At 65.9% G+C, this 21,194-nt stretch carries 17 protein-coding genes; 5 read left to right on the forward strand and 12 right to left on the reverse strand.

The genetic code is table 11. The features are described 5' to 3' along the window. Position 1 precedes the first annotated feature (1 nt). The 6 genes from BN1313_RS13890 to BN1313_RS13915 all read right to left on the reverse strand — a co-directional run bounded on the left by BN1313_RS13890 (position 2) and on the right by BN1313_RS13915 (position 6,785). On the reverse strand, positions 2-895 hold the full coding sequence (locus BN1313_RS13890; RefSeq protein ID WP_091741920.1) for a plasmid partitioning protein RepB C-terminal domain-containing protein: 894 nt from the start codon (positions 893-895) through the stop codon (positions 2-4). After that, the gene (locus tag BN1313_RS13895) at positions 895-2,466 is read right to left on the reverse strand and encodes a recombinase family protein (protein ID WP_245620203.1); all 1,572 of its coding nucleotides are present in this window, start codon (positions 2,464-2,466) and stop codon (positions 895-897) included. The genes BN1313_RS13890 and BN1313_RS13895 overlap by 1 nt, the downstream gene beginning before the upstream one ends. Before the next feature lie 96 nt (positions 2,467-2,562). Then, positions 2,563-2,892 carry a helix-turn-helix domain-containing protein gene (locus BN1313_RS13900; protein WP_091741923.1) on the reverse strand — a complete coding sequence of 110 codons (330 nt, stop codon included), beginning with the start codon at positions 2,890-2,892 and terminating at the stop codon, positions 2,563-2,565. 265 nt (positions 2,893-3,157) lie between these two features. After that, entirely contained in the window at positions 3,158-4,741 is a 1,584-nt protein-coding gene (locus BN1313_RS13905; protein WP_091741926.1) for an alkaline phosphatase D family protein, read from the reverse strand. Between the two features lie 78 nt (positions 4,742-4,819). Further along, positions 4,820-5,419 carry a MarR family winged helix-turn-helix transcriptional regulator gene (locus BN1313_RS13910; RefSeq protein ID WP_091741929.1) on the reverse strand — a complete coding sequence of 200 codons (600 nt, stop codon included), beginning with the start codon at positions 5,417-5,419 and terminating at the stop codon, positions 4,820-4,822. Positions 5,420-5,456: 37 nt separating this feature from the next. After that, positions 5,457-6,785 carry an MFS transporter gene (locus tag BN1313_RS13915; RefSeq protein WP_245620204.1) on the reverse strand — a complete coding sequence of 443 codons (1,329 nt, stop codon included), beginning with the start codon at positions 6,783-6,785 and terminating at the stop codon, positions 5,457-5,459. A 151-nt stretch (positions 6,786-6,936) separates the two neighbouring features. Here BN1313_RS13915 and BN1313_RS13920 point away from each other — a divergent pair, with 151 nt between their 5' ends. Next, complete coding sequence (locus tag BN1313_RS13920) at positions 6,937-8,304, forward strand: aromatic ring-hydroxylating oxygenase subunit alpha (protein ID WP_091741932.1); 1,368 nt, start codon at positions 6,937-6,939, stop codon at positions 8,302-8,304. An 88-nt stretch (positions 8,305-8,392) separates the two neighbouring features. Here the strand turns inward: BN1313_RS13920 and BN1313_RS13925 are convergent, their stop codons facing one another. The 3 genes from BN1313_RS13925 to BN1313_RS13935 all read right to left on the reverse strand — a co-directional run bounded on the left by BN1313_RS13925 (position 8,393) and on the right by BN1313_RS13935 (position 11,495). Then, complete coding sequence (locus BN1313_RS13925) at positions 8,393-8,725, reverse strand: tautomerase family protein (RefSeq protein WP_091741935.1); 333 nt, start codon at positions 8,723-8,725, stop codon at positions 8,393-8,395. A gap of 60 nt (positions 8,726-8,785) precedes the next feature. Next, a complete protein-coding gene (locus tag BN1313_RS13930; RefSeq protein WP_091741938.1) occupies positions 8,786-11,041 on the reverse strand; it encodes a sensor domain-containing protein in 2,256 nt (751 codons plus the stop codon). A 208-nt stretch (positions 11,042-11,249) separates the two neighbouring features. Continuing rightward, positions 11,250-11,495, reverse strand: coding sequence for a hypothetical protein (locus tag BN1313_RS13935; RefSeq protein WP_091742749.1), 246 nt, complete (start codon positions 11,493-11,495; stop codon positions 11,250-11,252). Between the two features lie 137 nt (positions 11,496-11,632). Between BN1313_RS13935 and BN1313_RS13940 the strand changes: the two genes are divergently transcribed. Beyond that, complete coding sequence (locus tag BN1313_RS13940) at positions 11,633-12,358, forward strand: response regulator (RefSeq protein ID WP_091741941.1); 726 nt, start codon at positions 11,633-11,635, stop codon at positions 12,356-12,358. Continuing rightward, positions 12,358-13,668, forward strand: a complete 1,311-nt coding sequence (locus BN1313_RS13945) for a sensor histidine kinase (protein WP_091741944.1) — start codon at positions 12,358-12,360, stop codon at positions 13,666-13,668. Before BN1313_RS13940 ends, BN1313_RS13945 begins: the two co-directional genes overlap by 1 nt. Before the next feature lie 12 nt (positions 13,669-13,680). Here the strand turns inward: BN1313_RS13945 and BN1313_RS13950 are convergent, their stop codons facing one another. Further along, complete coding sequence (locus BN1313_RS13950) at positions 13,681-13,929, reverse strand: GlsB/YeaQ/YmgE family stress response membrane protein (protein WP_091741946.1); 249 nt, start codon at positions 13,927-13,929, stop codon at positions 13,681-13,683. A gap of 429 nt (positions 13,930-14,358) precedes the next feature. Between BN1313_RS13950 and BN1313_RS13960 the strand changes: the two genes are divergently transcribed. After that, on the forward strand, positions 14,359-15,096 hold the full coding sequence (locus BN1313_RS13960) for a Crp/Fnr family transcriptional regulator (protein WP_091741949.1): 738 nt from the start codon (positions 14,359-14,361) through the stop codon (positions 15,094-15,096). A 105-nt stretch (positions 15,097-15,201) separates the two neighbouring features. Next, positions 15,202-16,983 (forward strand): signal peptide peptidase SppA, encoded by a 1,782-nt coding sequence (sppA, locus tag BN1313_RS13965; RefSeq protein WP_091741952.1) that lies wholly within the window; start codon positions 15,202-15,204, stop codon positions 16,981-16,983. A 4-nt stretch (positions 16,984-16,987) separates the two neighbouring features. On the opposite strand, the gene BN1313_RS13970 is transcribed toward sppA, so the two are convergent. Together BN1313_RS13970 and BN1313_RS13975 are read right to left on the reverse strand one after the other, a co-directional pair. Then, positions 16,988-18,013 (reverse strand): aspartyl protease family protein, encoded by a 1,026-nt coding sequence (locus tag BN1313_RS13970; RefSeq protein ID WP_091741955.1) that lies wholly within the window; start codon positions 18,011-18,013, stop codon positions 16,988-16,990. A 106-nt stretch (positions 18,014-18,119) separates the two neighbouring features. Then, a complete protein-coding gene (locus tag BN1313_RS13975) occupies positions 18,120-21,053 on the reverse strand; it encodes a TonB-dependent receptor domain-containing protein (RefSeq protein ID WP_141653153.1) in 2,934 nt (977 codons plus the stop codon). Between the last annotated feature and the right edge of the window lie 141 nt (positions 21,054-21,194).

The raw sequence follows: 21,194 nt of genomic DNA on the forward strand, positions 1-21,194 counted from the left end.
GTCACAACGAACCACCGGCCAGCCGCGCATCGAGCGCGCGCGGCATGGTGTCGAGTTGCTCGGCGCGTAGCAGCGTGGAAAAGGCGCCGTCGCCGCGCAGCTCCTTGAGAGCCTGGACTACAAACAGCAGCCGGCTCTGAACGAAATCCGCCTTCTTGGCGATCAGGCGCTGCCGGTCGGCCTCTTTGCGGAACACCTGCACCAACTCGTCCGCGGTGGGTCTACGGGCGCTGGCTGTTCGCCCAAACCGGCCGCGAGGCGTGTCGGAGTGGCGGCGATGCCGACGTTCCAACAACCGGCGCACGACCTCGATGTTCTTGCCCCGGATCTTTCCGTCAGCGTAGGCGTCCGCCAGCGCCTGCTGGACTCCCCCGTCATCACTGCGGGCGATGATCACCGCCAGGCTGAGGGGAATGACGCCGCTGTCGACCGCGGTGATCAGCTGCTCCTCACCCTTCTCCAACAGCATAACGATCATGCCGACCCACGATGGCGTCACGCCGATCTTCTCGGCGATATCGGCATCGCTGTAGCCCCGCTGACGCATGGCCTGGACTTCCCGCATCAAATCGACGCCGCGATGGAACGGCCTAGCGACGTTCTCCACGATGCTGTGCACCAGGCAGTCCTCTTCGCTGAGCTCCAGAACGATCGCCGGGATCTGAGTCTGGCCGAGTGCCTGGAAGGCCTCGATGCGCCCCTCGCCGCAGACCAGGTCGTAGTGCACGGCGCCGTCGGGCGACTTGCGGCGGCTCACCGTGATTGGCCGTTTCAGCCCGATGGATTCCACACTGTCGATGATGTCGCGGTGGGTCCTCCGATTTCGCGCACGTGGATTGAGAAGCGTGATGCGATCAATCGGGATGAGCTCGATGAGGATTTCCGGCTCGTCCATCACGCGGCCTCCGCAAAGGGTATGCGCGCGGCGAGATCGAACAACTCGCCCAGGTCCTCGAAACGATAGGCGTCGATGGAGAGGCCGTTCTCCTCGGCGAGCCGCAGCCGGCCGCCGACCAGATCGATGGACGGAAAGAGGTAGTAGTCGAGGGCGCGCACGTTGGCGGCGTCCATCCGCACCGCGATGGTGATGTCCGGCGCCAGGCCCGTGTCGAAATGCAGCCGCCAACGATAGGCGCCGCCGGGTGTCTCTTTGCAGCGGGCAATGACGATCGAAAGCTTCAGCTCGCCGTTGACCAACAAGAGCCCGGAGCTGTCCGCAGCCGCCGTGGTTCCTCCGGCCGCCGCCACGCCCGCGACCACGTCGGCGACGATCTGCGGAAAGAGATCGCGCAGGCGCCGGTTGATCTGGATGTAGCGGAAATCCCGGTCCGGCCGGTAGCCGACCAAGGCGTAGGCCCTAAGCAGACTGCCAAACCGCGACCGGTAGACCGTGCTGGACGGCATGCCTTCCTGCTCATCGATGATGAGTCCTGACAGAGCGCCGGACTGATTGAGCAGCGCACGCAGAACGGCGAGCATCTCGCTGTTGTCCATGCGCGTGGAGCGCTGTGCGATCAGCGCCTGTGCGCTGGCGAAAATGCCTGGATCAACGATGGCGTCGTACACGCCGTTCGCGCGGATCCACATGTCCGGCGTGTTGCGCACCCGCTTCTTCTTCAGCTTGAAGGAGACGTGGTTGTAGACGTTGTTGCCGACGTATTTTTCGCTGATGAGGATCTGGTGGACAGTCCCGCGCGTCCACTCGCGGCCCAGGTCGGTGCGCCGGCCGTCCTCGTTCAGTTGGTCGGCGATCTCGCGCTCGGACTGATGCTGATCGACGAAGAGCCGGTAGATGTGGCGCACCGTGTCCACCTCTTCCGGCGGACCCGGCACCAAGATAACTCGGTCGGTCTGAAGGCTCTTCTGTTCGCCGCGATTTAGCTGGCCCTTGGGTTCGCCTCGCTCGTCGACGAGCAACCGCCGCAGGCCGTAGCCTGGGGCGCCGCCCTGGCGGAATCCCAGCTCCACCAGCCGACACTGGCCGATGAAAACCTTGGTGGAAAGCTCACGGCTGTACTCGCCGGCCATCGCGCGCTTGACGCTTTTGACGATGGTGGCGATCGGCGTGCCGTCGTTGTCGAACGGCTCCGCGCAATAGACGACCTGCAGGCCCGCGCGTCGGCACAGGTACTCGTAGAACGCGGCCTCATCGGAATCCTGGAACCGGCCCCACCGGCTGACGTCATAGACGAGCAGCACCGCGAAGTCGGTGCGGTGCTCTTCCACATCGCTGATCAGCTGCTTGAGGCCGATACGGCCCGCGATGTTCAGCCCGCTCTTACCCTCGTCGGCATAGGTATGGACGATCTCCATCCCATGGGCGTCGGCGTATTGCTGGATCGCCTCGGCCTGGTTCTCGGTGGAGTAACGCTGGTGATCGGTGGACATGCGCACGTACTGCGCGGCGCGGACCAGGGTTGGTGGCTCGCCTAGTTGGTCTGCGTCGGTGTGCACGACATCCGCCACTTGGCAGATTCCTCACAAGAGCGATCCCCAGGTAGATTGCAACCATATTGGTTGCAGGCCGGCAAGGTGCTAATGTTGCAATCGCGCAGGTTTTGTTCAGCCAGCGCGACGGTTGCCAACGCCGGAAGGGCGCGCTCGCGCGGTCGTTTCGGCGAGGAGGGAGTCTTGCTGTTCGTCGGACAGGCGCCGGAAGGCCATCAGAAGGTTCTGCTCACGCTCGCTGAGGCCGGGAGGACCGGCCACTTCCACGATCTCCCAGGGATGGCAATCCAGGGCTGCGGAGAGCCGCAGCAGCCAATCTGTGGTCAGTTGTCGCTTGCCGAGTTCAAGCTTGTTGAGCTGCTGATTGGACGTGCCAACCAGCGATGCGAGCGCCCTCAACGTGAGGCCACGAGCCTCTCGCAATTCTTGAAGCCGATTAGCCAAAAGCGTCTGTTCGGCGTTCTGCGCCGCTCATAGCGGCTACGCACGCTTCGGCATCGCCTCGCGATCGCGCCGGCGAGGAAGATATATTCCCTATTTTTTCAGCCATTTAGACAGCTTTCAGCCTGAGCTTGGCTGCCCCCAGCCGGTTAGATTCATAGCGAAATGGGCACATTTTTGTAGGATTTTTTGGAGAGAAATTGCCTGCTGACTGCGCTCACGACCATTTCCCTTCAGTTCAAGACTCCAGGTGTCGCGGCGACCGGCCTCAGGCCGGCTCAACCGTATGACGACCGTTCTCGACGACATAGGACGCGAGCGTCGAGATCGGTGAGTCTTCGCGACGCGCGTCGGCCAGGGCGCGGAAGTCGACCCGCGCCTCCTTGGCGCCGAACTCGACCCGTCCATAACCGCGAACATCGCCGTTGTAGAGCTTCAGGTCAGGGTTGGCGTCGCGGAAGCGCATGTAGCCGGATGTCTGGGCCGCGAGCGAAGTGATCGAGCCGCCGACGAAGCTCGGCGCCGCTACGGGACCGCCCTCACCTTCCCGCACATCGGCGGCGGCGAAGGTGTGGATGTCTCCGCCCAGCACCATGGGGTTGGCGACCTTGGCCTCGCGCCAGTGCGTGACGATGCGGTCCCGGCTGGCCGGGGCGCCGTCCCAGCCATCGGTGTTCCATAGGGCCGGCTCGTGGGTCTTGACGTCCTCGAGCTTCAGGGGGGCGAACAGGGTCTGCTGGGCCAGCACATTCCATTGGGCGCGGCTTTCGGACAGCGCCTTCAGGAGCCAGCGCTCCTGCTTCATGCCCAGCATGCTGCGCTCAAGGTCGAGCCGCTCGCGGCAGCTGTCGAGCGCTTCCTTGCCCATGTTCGCCGGCGTAAGGCACGGCCGGTCGGCGCGGTGCTGCCGGTCATCGAGGAACTGGAACTGCGCCCGACGCCCCCAGTCGAGGGTGCGGTAGAGCAGCATGTCCGGGCCCACCGGCTTGGAGCGGCGGCGCAGCGGCATGTGCTCGTAATAGGCCTGATAGGCGGCCGCACGGCGGCGCAGGAAGCCTTTGACGCCGTCGGAGTAATCGAGGCTCAGCAACTCGCCCTTGTCGTTCCCGTAGTCGTTCTCGACCTCATGGTCGTCCCAGATGACCATCCAGGGCGCAGCCGCATGCGCCGCCTGCAGAAGGGGGTCGGTCTTGTAGGTGGCGTAGCGGACCCTGTAGCCGCCGATATCGTACGGCTCGAGGTTCTTGTGCAGGCGCACCGCGTTTGTCGGGTTCGGCCTCTTCTCGTAAATGTAGTCGCCGAGAAACAGAATCAGATCCGGGTTGTCCTCCACCATGTGGCGGTAGGCGGCGTAGAAGCCGGCCTCGTACTTCTGGCATGAGCAGAAGGCGATCCTCAGCTTCTCGACGTCAGCCCCGGCCTCCGGCGCGGTGCGGGTCCGACCAACGGCGCTGGTCCCGGCTTCGGTCATGAAGCGGTAGAAATAGTCCCGACCAGCGCGCAGGCCGTGCGTCTCCACGTGGACCGAGTGCCCCGCCTGCGGGCTGGCAAGCACCCGACCGGCGGCGGCGACGGTCCGGAAGCCTTGGTCTTCCGCCACCTCCCAGCGCACGGAGACGCCGCGCGGCGGCATCCCGCCGTTCGCCTCGAGGGGGCGCGGCGCCAGACGGGTCCAGAGCACCATGCCGTCGGGCTCCGGGTCGCCCGACGCCACGCCGAGCGTGAAGGGGTCGTCAGATCCCGCCAGTCCGCCGGCGCGCTGGGCGAAAGCGCTGGGCGCCAGCGCGGCGCCCGCGAAAGCCGAGGCGCGGACCAGCAGTCGGCGCCGGCTCAGGAAATCCAGTCGGTCCATGGTCGGATCATTCCCCTAGGGCGTGTGTCTCGCCTTTAGGAGAGGTTTGCGTCGTTTGCGCGAAGGCGGAATACGCGGCTAGGCGCTCGTGCGCGTGCGGCGCGCCTTGGTCTTGGCGGGCCGCTTGGCCTCCGCCTCTTCCATCCGTCCACGACCTTTCGCGGCGATGTCGCCGATCAGGGCGGCGAAATCGTCGAGCTTGTCGGCGGGGATGAAGGACAGGAAGTTATCTTCCAGGGCTGTGAGCAGGGCGGCGTGAGAGGCCTCAAAGTCGGCGCGGCCCTTGTCCGTCATCACGGCGAAGGTCGCCCGGCCGTCATCTTCGGCGCGCCTGCGGACCACTTGACCGCGACCTTCAAGCCCGTCGATCCGACGACTTATACGGCTCTCGCTCAGCAGGGTGCGGCGGGCCAGGTCGACGAAGCGCAGTTCGCCGCCCGCGTTGTCGATGTAGAGCATCAGCTCATAGTCGGCGAGAGACAGGGGGCCGGCGGCGACCATCTGCCGGTTTATGCTCTCAGAAACGGCGCGATAGGCCTTCAGAAACCCACCCCAGGCGCGCTGAGCGGGCTGCGGCAGGTCACGGAAATGCCGAGGCGCGGCCGTAGCCTCAGTGGGCGTTGCGGCCGAGCCGGCGTCGTTGGCCGATTCGGTGGCGACGGACGGGTTGGACTCCATGCTTTCGCCCTTACCATCCAAAGCTGCGGACGGCGACCTATTCCGCCGCCTTCGGAATGACGAGGGTCGAACGCGGATCCGGCACGCGGGCCAGCATCAGGACCAGCCCGAGGCTGAGCACACCGGCGGAGGTCCAGAACAGCGCCGGATAGCCCAGGTGGCTGCCGATCACGCCGCCCAACAAGGGCGCCAGGGCGGCAAAGAACCCTTGCGCGGTCGATGACAGCGCCATGCGCATGGGCAGCTCGTGGCGCGAGCCGAACTCCAGGATCATGGTCTGGGCGCTCATCTGCCAGCCCGACTGCGAGCCGCCGAGGCCGCAGAAGGCGATGAAGATCAGCGGCAGGGAATGAACTTGCAGGAGCATGACCGTCGCCGCCGCCCAGAGCGCCAGGGCGCCGACGGTCACGATGCGGAACCCCTTCTTATCGCCGAGGTAGCCCCAGACCAGGTTCGCCACGGTGTCTGCGCCCAGATAGGCGATCGACAGGATGCCAATGTTAGCGCCGGTCATCTTGATCGTTTCGCCGGCGTACAGAATGTAGAAGGGCACGGCCATCCGGCCGATCGCCGCCAGGGCCTGGACGATCACGAAGAACATGTAGGGCCGATTGGCGGTCAGCAGCCTCGGGAATTCGCGCAGACGCTCGGTGATGCGGCTCTTCTCGCGGATCGTCACGGTCTCCGGCTCGCGCATGACGAACTGGAGGATCGTCAGACCCGCCGTCGTCAGGGCCGCCGACAGCAGGAAGGTCGTCGCATAGCCATTGCCCAGCACGTTGTGGCCGATGAGATAGCGGCCGGCGAGAAACGAGATGACCGCCGCGATCAGGCCTCCGGTCATGTTGCGCCAAGCTTGCAGCCGACCGCGACGGGCCAGCGGAATGACTTTCGAGATGAGCAGTTGGAAGACCACCTGCTGCGCGCCCATGAACAGGCCGAACAGGGTGATGAACAACAGCAGAGAGGCGGTGAGCGCCGTCTTGTCGTGGATGAAGAAGCCACAGAGCGCCAGAGCGAGGATCTGCAGGCGCGCGATGCCGCCGATCCAGGCTGCGAACCGCATCACCTTGCGCTGGTTCTCGACGAGGCCGGCGGCGACCACCGGAGAGACGATCTGTCCGACCTGTTGCAAGGCCAGACCCAAGCCGACGATCGTCGTCGAGCCCGAGACGGAGAACAGATAGGCGGGCAGGAAGGTCGGCGCATTCAGGATGCGCATGCCCGTCATGCCCAGCATGCCGTGCATGAAATTGGCGAAGTAGTTCCGCGGCAGATTCTTCCACACGAAGGCTTCGTAGTCGGCCTCGCGCTCAGCCAAGCTCTTCTGCGGCGTGACCTGCGGGTCTGTCTCCGTACTGGTCACTTCAGACTCCCCAGTTGGCGCCGTTACGATCTGGCGCCTGTCCGCAAGAAATTGTAGCGCGCTCGGCCAGAGCTTGCGCGGCGGCGATATCGCACTAACATGCGCCTTGCAAACGCAAGAATTCTATCGGCCGCCCGAGGAGACACCCCCGATGCTGTATGACAGCACAAAGCCGTTCCACACCTATGTCGACGCCAAGGCCGGCACCGTGGACCGGGCGATCTTTGCAGACCAAGCCATCTACGAGATGGAGTTGGAGCGCATCTTCGCCCGCGCATGGAATTTCATGTGCCACGAGAGCCAGATCCCGAAGGCGGGCGACTTCTTCCTCAGCTTCATCGGCGAAGAATCGGTGATCGCGACTCGCGACAAGAAGGGCGAGCTCCAGGTCCTGCTGAACTCGTGCCGCCACCGCGGCAACGCGGTATGCCGCGCCGAAATGGGCAATGCGCGCTCGTTCCTGTGCACCTATCACGGCTGGACCTACGGCCTGGACGGTCAGCTAATCGGCGTGCCCGGCTACAAGGATTTCTACCACGAGCAACTGGACAAGTCGCAGTGGGGCCTGGTGAAGGCTGGCAAGGTGGCCTCCTACAAGGGCTTCGTCTTCGCGACGATGGACCCGGAAGCGCCGGACCTCGACGAATACCTCGGCCCGGTTGGCCGACTTGGCCTCGACCTGATGGCTGAGAAGGGCGACGTCGTCGCCGTCGAGGGCGTCCAGAAGAACCTGATCGGCTGCAACTGGAAGCTGGCCGTCGACAACCTCTACGACTGGTACCACGTCCAGATCAGCCATGCCTCGTCGACGATGTCGGGCTATTCGCGCCCGCTCGTGCCGGCAGTGGTCGACGAAGGCGCACCGAAGCCGCCGCAACAGAACCAGCAAATGCTGCACCGCGTCCTGCTGGGCGACTACGGCCACGGCATCAGCGGCCCGCGCCGTTCGCCAGAGATGCGCGAGTATCAGCAGCTGGTCGGCGACAAGATCGAACCACTGAACGACGATCGTTGGCGCGACGAACCCGCGGCGAAGGCGGCCCTGGGCGAAGCCGGCGCCGACACCCGCGGCCACCCGAACATCTTCCCGAACCTGTGGGTCGCCTCCGGCGGCACCCAGCTGTCTCTGCGTCTGCCGCGCGGACCGGGCCAGTGCGAGATCTGGTGGTTCACACTGGTGCCGCGCGACATGCCTAAGGAAACCCGCGACCTGCGGATCATGCGCGCCAACCACACCTTCGGCCCGGCCGGCATGCTGGAGCAGGACGACGGCGAGAACTGGGACCAGTCAACGCGGGCCACCCGCGGCCCAATCGCCCAGCGCTATCCGCTGAACTTCGCCATGAACCTTGGCCTGGGCGAACCGACTGTCACCGCCGACGGCGTTCGCTACATCGACACCCACATCAACGAGCACGCCCAACTGTGGACCTACCGCGCCTGGGCCGAATGGATGGACGCCGACAATTGGGCCGATCTTAAGAAGAGCCGGACCCCGACGCCGGTCGGCGCCGTCTGATCACCGCACTCTGGACACGAAGAGGCCGGCCGCGGGACACCGCGGCCGGCCTTTTCATATGGGCCAAGGCTGTCGACCCCGTAGGCCGCTAGCTCCAGTTTTCGCGAGCGGCCTCAAGCAGGGTGATCTTGATGTCGGCCTCCGGCGCGCCCCGCGCGACGAGCGGGGCCTTCACGGCCGCAAACAGCGCCTGCTTCAATTCCGGCGTCCGGCCGGCCATCATGGCGATCTGGACCTCGACGAAGCGATCGCCCATGCCTGCGCGCGGTCGCAGATTGGCGGCCGGCAGCTCGGCGAGCTTGAAGGCCGTCGCCTCCGGCGGCGCGCCGATGCTCGCGGTGAGCGCGGCCTGGACGTCGTCGAACAGCGGCGCGGCGTCGCCGATCCAGCCTTCGCGCGTGGTGATAAGAACTGAGGGCATGACAAACTCCTTCTGGTCTCAGATGTCATCTGAGACGGCTGTTTCAAGGGCCGGGCGGGTCTAGACCTCGCCGGCCGCGAGAAGCTGACGGAAGCGCTCGCTCTCGACAGGTCGGGAGAAGTAGTAGCCCTGCATCTCCGTACAGCCCCAGCCCCGCAGCAACTCCATCTGCTCGACCGTCTCGACGCCCTCAGCGACGATTCGCAGGTCCAGCTCGCGCGCCAGACTGATCGCCGCCTTGACGATGGCGACATCGCCCGGATTGTCGACAATGCCGTCAACAAAGACCTGGGCGATCTTGATCTGGTCGACCGGATAGCGGTGCAGATAGTCCAGGGATGAGTAGCCGGTGCCGAAATCGTCGAGGCTGATCTTCAACCCTTGATGATGGAACCGCTGCAGCAGGTCGCCCTGGGTGCGATTGGCCTCCATGAGCGTGGTCTCGGTCAGCTCCAGCTGCAGGTGGTTGGCGGGCAGGCCGCTCTCAAGAAGGATCTGGGCGACTTCAGCCTGCAACTCGACGGGCCGACGGAACTGCACCGCTGACATGTTCACCGACACGGAGATGGGCTTGAGCCCCTGGTCGATCCACGAGCGGGCCTCGCGACAGGCCGTCTTCAAGATCCAGTCGCCCATCTGGATGATCAGGCCGTTGGATTCGGCCTCCGGAATGAAGTCCACAGGCGAGACAATGCCCCGGGTGGGGTGACGCCAGCGGACCAGAGCCTCGACCCCGGTGATCGCCCGCGTCCGCGCGTCCACCTGCGGCTGGTACAGCAGCGCCAACTGGTTGTGGGCGATGGCGTGGCGCAGCTCCTCGGCCAGCAGGATGCGCCGGCGCGCGTCGGCGTCCATGCCCGGCGTAAAGAACCGATAGGTCTCGCGGCCCTCCGCCTTGGCGCGATAGAGCGCAAGCTCCGCCTGGGCGAGCAGCGTCTCGGCGTCGGCTTCGCCGTCATGCATGGCGATGCCGATGCTGACGCCGGAGTGCACCTGCCGGCCCTGGATGATGTAGGGCGCCTTCATGGTGTCGATAATCTTGCGGGCGAGGTCGCCGGCCTGCTCGGGCGAGTCGACGCCCCGTTCCAGGATGGCGAATTCATCCGCCCCGAAGCGGGCGATGACGTCGCTGCGCCGGGCCACATCGCCGAGGCGGCGCGCAACCTGCTGCAACAGCAGGTCGCCCGCCAAGCGCCCCATGGCGTCATTGACGTCCTTGAACCGGTCGAGATCGAGGTAGTGGACGGCGAAACCGCCGTCGCGGCGATCGGCGATGGCGCGGTTGAGCGTATCGCCGAACAGGGCTCGGTTCGACAGCCGCGTGAGGTTGTCGAGCTGGTGGCTGAGCGCCAAGGCTTCCTCGGCGCGGCGGCGTTCATTCAGGTGCCGGTTGCGCAGCAGGATCGCACCGACCAGTTCGGCGAAGACGTTGATCACGTCCTTCTCGACCTTGGTCCAGACCCGCGACTTGCGGCAGTCGTGCATGGTCACCGACCCCCACAACCGGCCTTCCATGAGGACCGGCATGATGAGGATCGTGCATGCTTCTGAGCGGGCGGTGAACGCGCGGGCGACGGCGTTGCCGTCCTCATGGTCGAGGACCACGGGACGGCCGGCCTCCATTTCGCGGAACCAGCCCAGATCGTCCGACGCGATCTGCGGCGCTTCGACCCGTTCGCGGATGGCCGGCGGGGCGGCCTGGCCCGGCGCCTCCCAGCGGAACAGCAGGTTGGCGGTGCCCCGCCGCTCGCCGGAGTCTTCGAAGACCAGAACACGATCCGAACGGAAGGCCGTGCCGAGGAGCTCCAGGGCGCGGGGCAGCGCCTCCTCGGGCGACGGCGCCGACACCAGCATGCCGATGCCCTCGACCAGCGCCGTCCGCAAACGACCGCGATACTCCATCTCCCGCAGGTGGCTGGGGGTTTGGGAAATGTCTCGCGCCAAGCCCGAAAAACCGGTCAGAACGCCCTCATCGTCCAGAACCGGCATGCCGTCGATCTGAAGGGGCATGACCTCGCCGTCGCGCTCCAGCGGCAACAGCAGGCTGTGGAAGGATTGGGGGTCGGTCCGCAGCTCGTTCAGGCGATGCGACAGCGCCTCACGGTCCTCCTCGCGGACCAGATCTTCAACCCGACGCCCGGCGACGCGGGCTGCGGCCCAACTGGAGATCGGCTGCTTGCCAGGCATGACCCGACGGATGACGAAATCGGGATCCGCCTCCCAGACGTAGTCGGCCACCGACGCAACTAGGCGGCGATAGTCGAACTCCTCGGCCGGAGGCAGAGCTTTTGAGGCGGATTTCGCTCTTCTCACCATCCCTGCGTCCTGCCCGCCATCCCAGATCGGCCAGCGAAGGGCAAACCTACCATAAGTGCGATCAGCCGAGAGTCCGGTGAATTTTTCCGGTGCGGCCGCGCCGTCGATTCACAGTTACGTCAGTTCTCCGAAATGTCGACCATGCGACATGAAAAAGCCCCTGCGGGTACAACCGCAGGGGCGTATTTTCGACCGATCGGCCAAGCGCCTACTTCGAGGGCGAGGTGTCCGGGGTATTCCCAGTGGTCATGCCGCCGTCAGCATTGCCGGCCTGTTGTTCAACAGCGTCGGCCTGGGCGTTCAAGGCCTTTTCCTGGGCTTCGTTCGGCGTCGCCGCCGCTTGGGCTTCCATGGCGTCGGCTTGCTTTTCAGCCGTCTTGTCGGCAGCGCTCTCACCGCAGGCGGCGAGGCTGAGGGCGGCGCAAGCGCCAATAAGTCCGAGATAGATACGCATCGTTTCCTCTCCAAGGTTGGAATCGCCAAGCTTCAGCGCATAACGCGGCCTAAGGTTGCGTCCTTTCATGCGTTCGCTAAGACCATAAGGGCGTAAAAGCGCTGGAGACGCCGTCGCTTCGATACGTCTGCGAGCCTATGAACACCGAGCCGTTGCACCATATCGCCGTCGTGGATGACGACGCAGGCATCCGCACCCTGCTGGTGCGCATACTGCGGGAGTCCGGCTACGAGGCGACGGGCGCCGAGGACGGTCGGTCCCTGCGGCGGCTGATGGCTGAACGCCCCATCGACCTAATTTTGCTCGACATCATGTTGCCCGGCGAAACCGGACTGGAGCTTTGCCAGGAGGTCCGGGCGGAGAGCGGCGCGGCGGTCATCATGGTGAGCGCCCGCGGCAAGGAAGCCGATCGCGTCGCCGGCCTGGACGTCGGCGCCGACGACTATATCGCCAAGCCCTTTGGCCGTTCGGAGGTGTTGGCGCGGATCCGCGCCGTGCTGCGTCGCTCCACCGCCCAAACCGCGCCCACGACGCGCCGAGCGCCGGAAACCCTAAGCTTCGCCGGCTGGCGCTACAGGCCCAGGCAGTGCGAGTTGATCGCGCCCTCCGGCGCCGAGGTCACCTTGACGGGCGCCGAGCACGAACTTCTGCTGGCCCTGTTGCGCAATCCCCAGCGGACGATCGGCCGGGAAAGGCTGCTGGAGCTGGCGCGCGGGCGCCTGGGCCACGCCTCCGACCGCAGCGTGGACGTGCTGATCAGCCGCCTGCGGCGCAAGATGGGCGACGGGGAAGCCTCACGGCCGATGATCCACACGGTCCGCGGCATCGGCTACATGCTGGCGGTCGAGGTCGACGCGGCCTGATGGCGCGCTTCTTCGGAAGTTTGCTGACGCGCATCGCCCTGCTGCTCCTGGCCGCGCTCGTCGTCGAGTTCGTCGGCGCCTCGGCGATCAACGCCTGGCAACGACGGCAGCTGATTTCGCGCGAACAGATCAGCCTGATCGTCGGCCATCTCGCCATGGCCCAGCACCTGGCCAACAATAGCCCGCCGCAGGCGCGCGCGCGCATCATGGCTGATCTGGGCAGCCCGCAGTTGCAGCTCAGCTGGTCGCCGACGACCGCTTTGCCCGCCCAGCCGACGGCGGAGCTTGGCTACACGCGGCGCGCCATCATCGCGGCGACCAAGCAGCCCGGGCCTGCCGATGTGCGCCTGCGGCCACGCGACCGTGAAAGCCGCAGCGGGATGATGGGCGCCCTGCGGCTCACGGACGGCAGCTTCCTGACCTTTCGGGCGCAGCCGCTCTATGACACCGCGCCGCCGCGCATACCTCTGCTGGGGCTGCATCTGGCGCTAGTGGCGGCGGTGATGCTCGCCGCCCTGATCTCGGCCCGGGCCATCCTGCAGCCTTTACGCAATCTCGCCAGAACGGCGGACGCCACCGGCGGCCCGGCGGGCCCAGGCTTTCAGGAGGAAGGGCCGCTCGAGGTGCGGCAGCTGGCGGTGGCGCTATCGGCCATGCAAGGCCGTCTGCTGAAGGCGCTGGATGATCATACGGAGTCGCTCGTCGCGGTCTCCCACGATCTACGCACGCCGATCCAACGCCTGCGGCTGCGCGCGGCGCTCGCGCCGGATGGCGAATGGCGCGAGGCCTTCGCCGCCGACCTCATAGACATGGAGCGGTTCATTAATTCGGTGATCGGCTACATGAGCCGCGGCGAGATCGAGGAACCTCGGCTGGTGGACGTCGCCGCCCTGGCCATGACGGCCGCCGACGACGCCGCCGACGCCGGCTCCGGGGCGGCGGTGGACTATCGCGGGCCAGACGTGCTGGCGATCGAGACTCAGCCGCTCGCCTTGAAGCGCGCCCTGGGCAACCTGGTCGAGAATGCGTGCAAGCACGCCGGCGTCGTGCTGATCCGCCTGGAGCGCGAAGATGACTGGGTGGTGCTCACCGTCGAGGACGATGGGCCCGGCATCCCCGCGGCGCGGCGTGACGAGGCGTTCCTGCCTTTCCACCGACTTAACGCAGGCCGAAGCGGCGTCCATGCTGGCGCGGGGCTTGGCCTGACCATTGTTCAGAACATCGTCGCCGACATGGGCGGACGCGTCCGCCTTTCCGAAAGTTCGATGGGCGGCCTTGCGGCGGAGATTCGCATCCCCGCCGCGGCCTGACCCCCTTCGCCGTCAGCGTCGGCGAATGGCGCTGACGATGACCAGGAGCAGGATCGCGCCCAAGGTCGAGACGATCAGGCTGCCCACGAAGCCACCGAAGTTGATGCCCAGCATTCCGGCGAGAAAGCCGCCCAGCAAGGCGCCGGCGATGCCGACGATCAGGTTCATCACCAATCCGTGCTTACGCTTCAGCACCTGCTCCGCAATCCAACCGGCCAGAATGCCGATGATGATCGCGCCAATAATTCCAACGCCGCTCATAAGTGTGCTCCCACAGCTGTGAGCCGATGTAACGCGCGTGTACGCTCAAGGTTCTATGCAACCCTAGATTGCGAGGGACGCAAGATGCGTCCTTTCGTCGCATAAGCAGCGCTGCGTCGGCCCGGCGCATGCTGCTCTGCGTTCTTTCGCGCCGCCGTCGTCCTTGTTCACCGTGGCCCAAGCGCGGCGTTCGGCCTCGTCCTCCGAAACGCCCTCGCTTCATAACCGCCCGCGATATGCGCAGCCTCGCGCTCCTGTTTATCCGCATACCGAGACTTGTCCCCACGAGGCATAGGTCTATCCCTTCAGTTGCTAGGCGCTCTAGCGAATCAACCGGACGTCGTGCACCCGGTTCCGAGGGACCCGGAATTGGAACAGAGTTTAACCCAGTTAATTCCGAGTCGGGCCTAGACCGTGGTCTGCAAGATGATGCCCGGACGCCTCCTCGCAGTTCTCGAACGCTACGTAACCCTCACGCCCGAAGACCGCATCGTAGTCGAAGAGGTATTGTGTGAGGTTCGCCAAGCCCCGGCCGACGCCGAACTGGTGGTCGACGGCGACCCATCGACAGAGTGCCTCGTCCTACTTGAGGGCCAGGCCTTCCGGCATAAGACGTTGCCGGACGGCCGGCGTCAGATCCTGGGCTTTCTGGTTCCTGGCGACGTGCTCGACCTGCCCAGGCTGTTTATGGGCGTCGACTATGGCGTCACGGCGCTCACGGCCTGCCAGATCGCGCCGATCCCGCGAGGCCGCATCGAGGATATCCTCGCCGCCCATCCCCGGCTGGCGCGCGCCTTCTGGAGGATGCAGCTGGTCGAGGCCGCCATCCAGCGTGAATGGATGATCGGCATGGGCCGTCGATCGGCCTATGCGCGGGTCGCCCACCTGCTGTGCGAAGCCTTCCTGCGCCTGCGCAACGTCGGCATGACCCATGGCGCGCGTTGCCGGTTCCCGGTGACGCAGAACCACCTGGCCGACGCCGCAGGCCTCTCCGGCGTGCACACCAATCGCGTCCTGCAGAGCCTGCGGCAGAACGATCTGATCGCCTTTCGCGCCCGCGAACTGGTGGTGCTGGACTGGCCTGGCCTGTTCGCCGCCGCCGAGTTCGATCCCAACTACCTGCATCTGCCGGCTGAACCGCTCCAACGGACCAAGGTCACCGTCTGAGGCCGACTGGCGCCTGGACCTTTGAGACGCCTTCCTGCGCAGGGGTTTGTGTGCGAAGCCGAAGGTGGAAGCCTGATCGGCGTGTCTCGGCCTTAAGTCTTAGCGATGAAGCAGTTCCTCCTCACGGCGGCGGGCGTGTTCGCCGGCCTTCTCCTGTTTCTGGTGGGCGTGCCGTTCGTCCTGGTGTCGATGGCGTTGAACGCAACAGCGCCAGCGCCGCTGCCCGCCCGAGCGGTGCTGGAGCTGGACCTGCGCGCGCCGCTGAGCGACCAGTCGCCGCGTAGCCCGTTGGCGGGCCTGGGCGCCCAGGCCACGTCGGTGATGTCGGTCGTCGAGGCGTTGCGGCGGGCTGAGACCACCGACGAGGTGAAGGGGCTGTTGATCCGCCTGCCGGAGGGCGGCCTGGAGCCGGCCGCAGCGGACGAGATTCGCCTGGCGATCCTGCGGTTGCGGGCCGCCGGCAAGCCGGTGATCGCCCACAGTCAGGGGATCTATCCCTCGGGGGCCGTGACCTCGACCTACATGCTGGCCGCCGCCGCCGATCAGTTCTGGATCCAGCCCGGCGCCGCCTTCCAGGTCACCGGCCTCGCCAATGAAAGCCTGTTCCTGAAGCGCTTCTTCGACCGTTACGGCGTCGTCGCCGACTATGAGCAGCGCTACGAGTACAAGAACGCGGTCAACGGCTACCTCTACAGCGACTACACGCCGGCGCACCGCGAGGCGGAGCTGTCGTGGATGAGCGCGGTCTACGACTCCACCCTCACCACCGCCGCCAACGACCGCAAGCTGTCGCCAGTGGTCCTGCGGCGGAAGATCGAGGGCGGGCCCTATGGCGCCGCCGACGCCGTGCGCCTGAAGCTCGCCGACCGGCTCGGCCAGGTCGCCGAAGCGGAAAAGGCGTTGCTGGATCGCGCCGGCGCGGGCGCGGAGATGGTCGATTTCGAGGACTTCGCCGGCGGCCGGCAGGCGCGCAGTCGATCCGGCGGCGGCGCAATCGCCGTGATCGAGGGCGAAGGCCCGATCGTCACGGGTCGCGACAGGGGCGGCAACCCGTTCATGGGCGGCTCGAGCATCTACGCCGACGATATGGCCGAAGCCTTTGAGGCCGCCGTCAAGGACAAGGACATCAAGGCGATCGTTTTCCGGGTCAGTTCGCCCGGCGGTTCGGACACCGCCTCGGAACAGATCGGGGCGGCGATCCGGGCGGCCAAGGCTGCGGGCAAGCCGGTGGTCGTCTCGATGGGGACCTATGCCGCCTCGGGCGGTTACTGGGTGGCGACCGACGCTTCGTCGATCTTTGCTGAGCCTACGACCATCACCGGCTCCATTGGCGTCTTTGGCGGCAAGTTCGCCGTCGGACCGGCGCTGGCCAAATACGGTGTCGACATGCGCCAACTGGGCGTGGGCTCAAGCTACGCCGGCGCCTTCAGCGCGGGCCGCGGCTTCAGCCCGCAGGAGCGAGCGGCCTTCGCCGGCTGGATGGACGGCGTCTACGCCCGCTTCATTCAGCGGGTGTCGGAGGGCCGAAAGCTTTCGCCCGAGCGGGTGCGCGAGATCGCCAAGGGTCACGTCTGGACGGGAGCCCAGGCCAAGCAGCTGGGACTCGTCGATGAACTGGGCGGCTTCTACCAAGCGGTCGACAAGGCCAAGATCCTGGCGAAGCTGGACGGCGAACCGCGGCTGAAGCGGTTGACGCCCGGCGCTTCGCCGTTCCAGGCGATCGAGCGAATGCTGGGGGTCTCGGCCTCATCGGCCCGCACCCTGGCGGCGGCGGCCTGGCTGTTCGGCGACCCGCGGGCGCAAGGCGTCATGGATCAGCTGGCCGAGGCGCGTATGCGCGAAGGCGGCGCCATGGTGCTGTCGACCGAGCGGCTGCAGGCGCGCTGAGGCCTCAGCCGACCCGGCGTTCGCGTAAAGGATCGGGGTAAAAGACGATGCGGCGGCGGCCATAATCCAGCTCGATCGCGTCGAACTGGCTCATGACATCGACGCCGATCAGGATGCTGGGCTGCTTGGCTAGATCCCAGAGATCGAAGATGTGCAGGGGCGCGAACACGGCGCCCAGGCCTGCGATGTTCAGGCCCCCCAGCCGCAGCCGCGGCAAGACGGCGAAGCGCCCGGTCGCCCGCTGACCCGTGGCGCTGATCAGGGCCGTTTCAATAGGCGGCCCCCGCAGATCCTGCCCCGCGCCATTGACCCGATCGAACAGGGCCATGTTGCCGACAGTGCTCTGTGAGCCGGAATCGAGGAACGCCATGATCTTCTTGCCGGAGGCGTCGGCGCCCACGATGACAAGCTGGCCGAAGCGGTAGCGGCCCTGGGCCACGACCCCGGTTGAGCGCATGGCGGCCGTCGATAAGGCCCCCGTGTTGCGCTGGCGCATGCCCATGGCGGAGAGATCGGCGCCGGGCCCTGACGGCGCCATCCGCATTTCACGACGACGAAAGTCGAGGATCACCCGCCGTCCGGCCATGGCGTCGACGCCCAGCAAGCCCGCCGCGCCCAGGCGCGCAGTCGGCAGCAGGGGGGCCTGCTCGATCCTGGCGGCCATGGAATCGATCTGCAGGTCTACGCGCTGGACAGTGCCGACCTGCTCTGCGCCTGCGATCCCGTGCACCCGCGCCAGGCCACCATCGGAGAGGCCCAACTCCAGGGCGAGTTCGGTGGAAATCACGGTCCGGTTAGCGCCGGTGTCGACGACGAAGTCGAAGGGCCCGCGGCCCTGCACCATGACCTTGGCGGTGATCCGGCCGACATCGTCGAGGCCCGTGGCGATGGTCGCTTCGCCCGGCAGGGCTTCCGGCGGTCGCGCAAGGTCAGCCAGGTTGATGAGGAACGGCTGCGGCGCGGCGCAGGCGGCAAGGCTCGCGCCCGTCAGGGTCAGCGCTAGCGTCCGCCGATCGATCACCGTCGTCATATCGCGAAGCGGCGCCGATTTTGACGCCCGCGCAAGTGAATTCGCCGCAAAGAAAAGGGGCGGCGGATTGCTCCGCCGCCCCTCAACTTTTCCAGAGGTCCGCGATTTAGAAGGTCGCGGTGAAACCGATGAACATCTGGCGACCCAGCAGATCGTAGGTCGGATAGGTGTTCGGTTGGCCCGTGCCCGCGTAGGTCGAGTTGATCAGCGGCGGGTCTTGGTCGAAGAGGTTGTTCACGCCGAGGCGCAGGGCGACCATGTCGTTCACAGTCCACACGCCGGAAAGGTCGATGTAGGTGCGAGCGGGCAGGGTGTGGTTGAACTTGTCAACCGTGCCACGGCCAATCGTCGGTTCGTCAGTGTCACGTTCAAAGGTCGTGCCACCGATATAGCGCCACGCGACGGAGGCTTGGACGTCCCAGGGGCTCGTCCAGGTCGCGCGCAGGGTGTGACGCCATTTCGGGACAATGCCGTCGCAGTTCGGGCCGAAGAGGCCAGCGCAGTCGTAAGCGTCTTCACCGGGAAGCGGGGTCGTCGTGCTCTTCAGAACGCGCGTGCCGTAGAAGCTGAATGACAGGCGGCCAATGTTGTCCCAGCCCCAGTTTTCCAGCGGCAGGTTGTAGGTCGCCTGGAAGTCGATGCCCGAGGTCGTGCCGGCCGCCAGGTTGGCGTTGGTGCCGACGATGTAACCAGCGCCCTGAACGCTGGTGCCGAAGATGGTGCCGTTCGGCGCGCGCTTGATGTTGCCGCAGTAGATTGGCGAGCCGTCGTTCAGGCAGTTGGTCAGGGAAACGTCCAGCGGCACGTTGCTGATGCCGTTAGTGAGCTTGATGCGGTAGTAGTCGACGCTGGCGGTCAGGCCGCTCAGCATCGTCGGCGTCAGGGCGAAGCCGACCGAGATCGTCTTAGCCTTTTCCGGGGACAGCACGGGGTTGCCGCCCGTCAGAACCGCGCACTGGCCAGCCGGGCATTGCGGGATCAGGTTGGTCGATCCGCCGTTGCCGTATTGAAGGGCCGTGACGCCGGTCCGCTGGCATTCCGCAAGGCTCGCCGTCGCAGGAGCCGCCGCGGTGCCCGAGCAGGGGTCTTCAGGCACGTCGCTGGTGTTGGTCACCGATTGCGGCGTGTAGAGGTCGAGCAGGTTCGGCGCGCGGATGGCGCGGTTGTAAGCGCCGCGGAACTTGATGTCATCGATAGGCGCCCATTGGAAACCAACCTTGTAGGTCGTCGCCTTGATGCCCGTCGAATAGTCCGAGTAGCGGATGGCGCCCTCGGCGAGCAGTTCCTTGGCGAAGGCGACGTCCTGCGCGAGCGGGATGCGGGCTTCACCGTAGACTTCGTGGACGCTCATCGAGTTGTCGAGGATCACCGAAGCGCCGCCAGCGCCGGACAGGTCGCCGCTGAGTTGGGCGACGTCAGGCGTGTAGGTCAGGGTGTCACGACGGGTTTGGCCGCCGAAGGAGACGCCGACGCCATCACGAGCGTAGGGCGACTTGACGCCGTAATCACCGAGATCGCCGGTGATGTTGGCTTCGATGACTTCCTGCGTGGTGGTGCCGCGCGAGGTGCCGGTCACATCGAGGTAGTCGAGCGCGGCTTGCGTGACGCCGCCGTCCTTGAAGATGTTGAAGGGCACGCAGGAGCCGCCGCTGATGCAGACGGGGCCGTTCGGGCCGTTCACGACTTGGAGGCCATTGGCGATTTTGCTGATGGCCAGGTAGTTCTCCGAGGCCTGCGCCAGGGTCGTGCGGTAGTAGGAGCCGTAGAGGTCATACTTCCAAGGGCCGACCAGGTCGCCGCGCGTACCGATGACGCCACGGTAGTTGGTGTGCTCGTAGAAGCTGTTACGGCCGCCGCCTTCGATGTTCCGACGACCAATGTTCAGGTCGACGCTGTCGCCCGACGCGATCTGCGCCGGCGTACAGAAGGTGTTGGCTTGTTGGGCGCTCAGGAACGGGTTGTTACAGTTCACCAGGAAGCCGCCGTTCGGCGAGTTGCCCGAGCCCTGGAACAGGCCGGTCGGGGCGATCTGCACGTTCGTCCGGTCGTTCATGAAGCCGAATTCGGCGTAGGGCGTGAAGTGGTTGTTCACTTCATAACGCGCCAGGAAGCCAGCCGAATAGCGGGTCGATTGCTGCAGCAGGAACGAATAGGCGTTCGAGTTGAACAGCGCGGGCGGCGTCGTCGGGGCGGAGCCACGAACGATGAAGTTGTTGCCCAGGACCGAATAGGCCGTGCCGCCGATATCGGCGCGTTGGAACAGGTTGGAGTTCGACGAACCGGCGCAGGACGCCACGCCAGCGGCGTTGACGTTGACCTGACAGGCCGAGTAGTCGCGCTTGCCCTGGGTGACGGGGTCTTGCTCGTGCCAGGTCAGGTAGGCGGTGACGTTGCCGTTACCGTCCGCCGAATTGGCGCCCATGGTCAGGCTGAGGTCGCGGGACTTGCCATCCCAGGCGTTCTTCGGATTGACCACGGTCGCCGGATAGAGGCGCGAGACCGTCTCATTGTGTTGATTGTGCTGGAACACACCGAAGCGGCCATCCAGCTGAATGCCCTCAAAGTTGCGCTTCATCACGAAGTTCACGACGCCGGCGATGGCGTCCGAACCGTAGGTCGCAGACGCGCCGCCGGTCAGCACTTCGATCCGGTCGATCAGCTGCGAGGGGATCTGGTTGATATCGGGCGAAGGATTAGGGTTGCCGGTGTTCGGGTCGCCGATGCCGAGACGACGACCGTCGACCAGCACCAGGGTGCGGGTCTGGCCGAGGCCGCGGAGGTCAACGGTCGCGACGCCGCCCGGACCCGACAACGGGTTGGACGACGAGGACAGACCGGCGCCCGCGCTTTGCGAGACCATCGGCAATTGGTTCAGGATGTCGGCGGTGACCGGGCGACCGCCCAGAACGACGTCCTGCGAACCAACGACCTGGATCGGGCTAACGCTCGACAGGTTCGGCTGCGGAATCCGCGAGCCAGTCACGACGATTTCGGAAACGTCAGCTTCCTGCGCCGCAACCTGCGTAGCGGATAGACCCAACAGGGCCGCCCCTACCAACAGGGAGGACACCCTTAGGCGCCCTCGGTTTGAAACGATGTTCAAGTTTTTGATCCTCCAACGGACTCGCCTGCATCGCGGCGGCGGGCCCGGCGCCCACTAGGTTCGGTCCCAGCGCCCAAG

The sequence above is a fragment of the Phenylobacterium immobile (ATCC 35973) genome, assembly GCF_001375595.1.
In the GTDB taxonomy this organism is placed as follows: Bacteria; Pseudomonadota; Alphaproteobacteria; order Caulobacterales; family Caulobacteraceae; genus Phenylobacterium; species Phenylobacterium immobile.

What these genes read in the sequence shown, in the direction of transcription:
- BN1313_RS13960 (WP_091741949.1), top strand. Translation starts at nt 14,359, where the DNA reads ATGCCCGGACGCCTCCTCGCAGTTCTCGAACGCTACGTAACCCTCACG.
- BN1313_RS13890 (WP_091741920.1), bottom strand. Translation starts at nt 895, where the DNA reads ATGGACGAGCCGGAAATCCTCATCGAGCTCATCCCGATTGATCGCATC.
- BN1313_RS13970 (WP_091741955.1), bottom strand. Translation starts at nt 18,013, where the DNA reads ATGACGACGGTGATCGATCGGCGGACGCTAGCGCTGACCCTGACGGGC.
- BN1313_RS13905 (WP_091741926.1), bottom strand. Translation starts at nt 4,741, where the DNA reads ATGGACCGACTGGATTTCCTGAGCCGGCGCCGACTGCTGGTCCGCGCC.
- BN1313_RS13920 (WP_091741932.1), top strand. Translation starts at nt 6,937, where the DNA reads ATGCTGTATGACAGCACAAAGCCGTTCCACACCTATGTCGACGCCAAG.
- BN1313_RS13935 (WP_091742749.1), bottom strand. Translation starts at nt 11,495, where the DNA reads ATGCGTATCTATCTCGGACTTATTGGCGCTTGCGCCGCCCTCAGCCTC.
- BN1313_RS13950 (WP_091741946.1), bottom strand. Translation starts at nt 13,929, where the DNA reads ATGAGCGGCGTTGGAATTATTGGCGCGATCATCATCGGCATTCTGGCC.
- BN1313_RS13930 (WP_091741938.1), bottom strand. Translation starts at nt 11,041, where the DNA reads ATGGTGAGAAGAGCGAAATCCGCCTCAAAAGCTCTGCCTCCGGCCGAG.
- BN1313_RS13945 (WP_091741944.1), top strand. Translation starts at nt 12,358, where the DNA reads ATGGCGCGCTTCTTCGGAAGTTTGCTGACGCGCATCGCCCTGCTGCTC.
- BN1313_RS13925 (WP_091741935.1), bottom strand. Translation starts at nt 8,725, where the DNA reads ATGCCCTCAGTTCTTATCACCACGCGCGAAGGCTGGATCGGCGACGCC.
- BN1313_RS13940 (WP_091741941.1), top strand. Translation starts at nt 11,633, where the DNA reads ATGAACACCGAGCCGTTGCACCATATCGCCGTCGTGGATGACGACGCA.
- BN1313_RS13910 (WP_091741929.1), bottom strand. Translation starts at nt 5,419, where the DNA reads ATGGAGTCCAACCCGTCCGTCGCCACCGAATCGGCCAACGACGCCGGC.
- sppA (WP_091741952.1), top strand. Translation starts at nt 15,202, where the DNA reads ATGAAGCAGTTCCTCCTCACGGCGGCGGGCGTGTTCGCCGGCCTTCTC.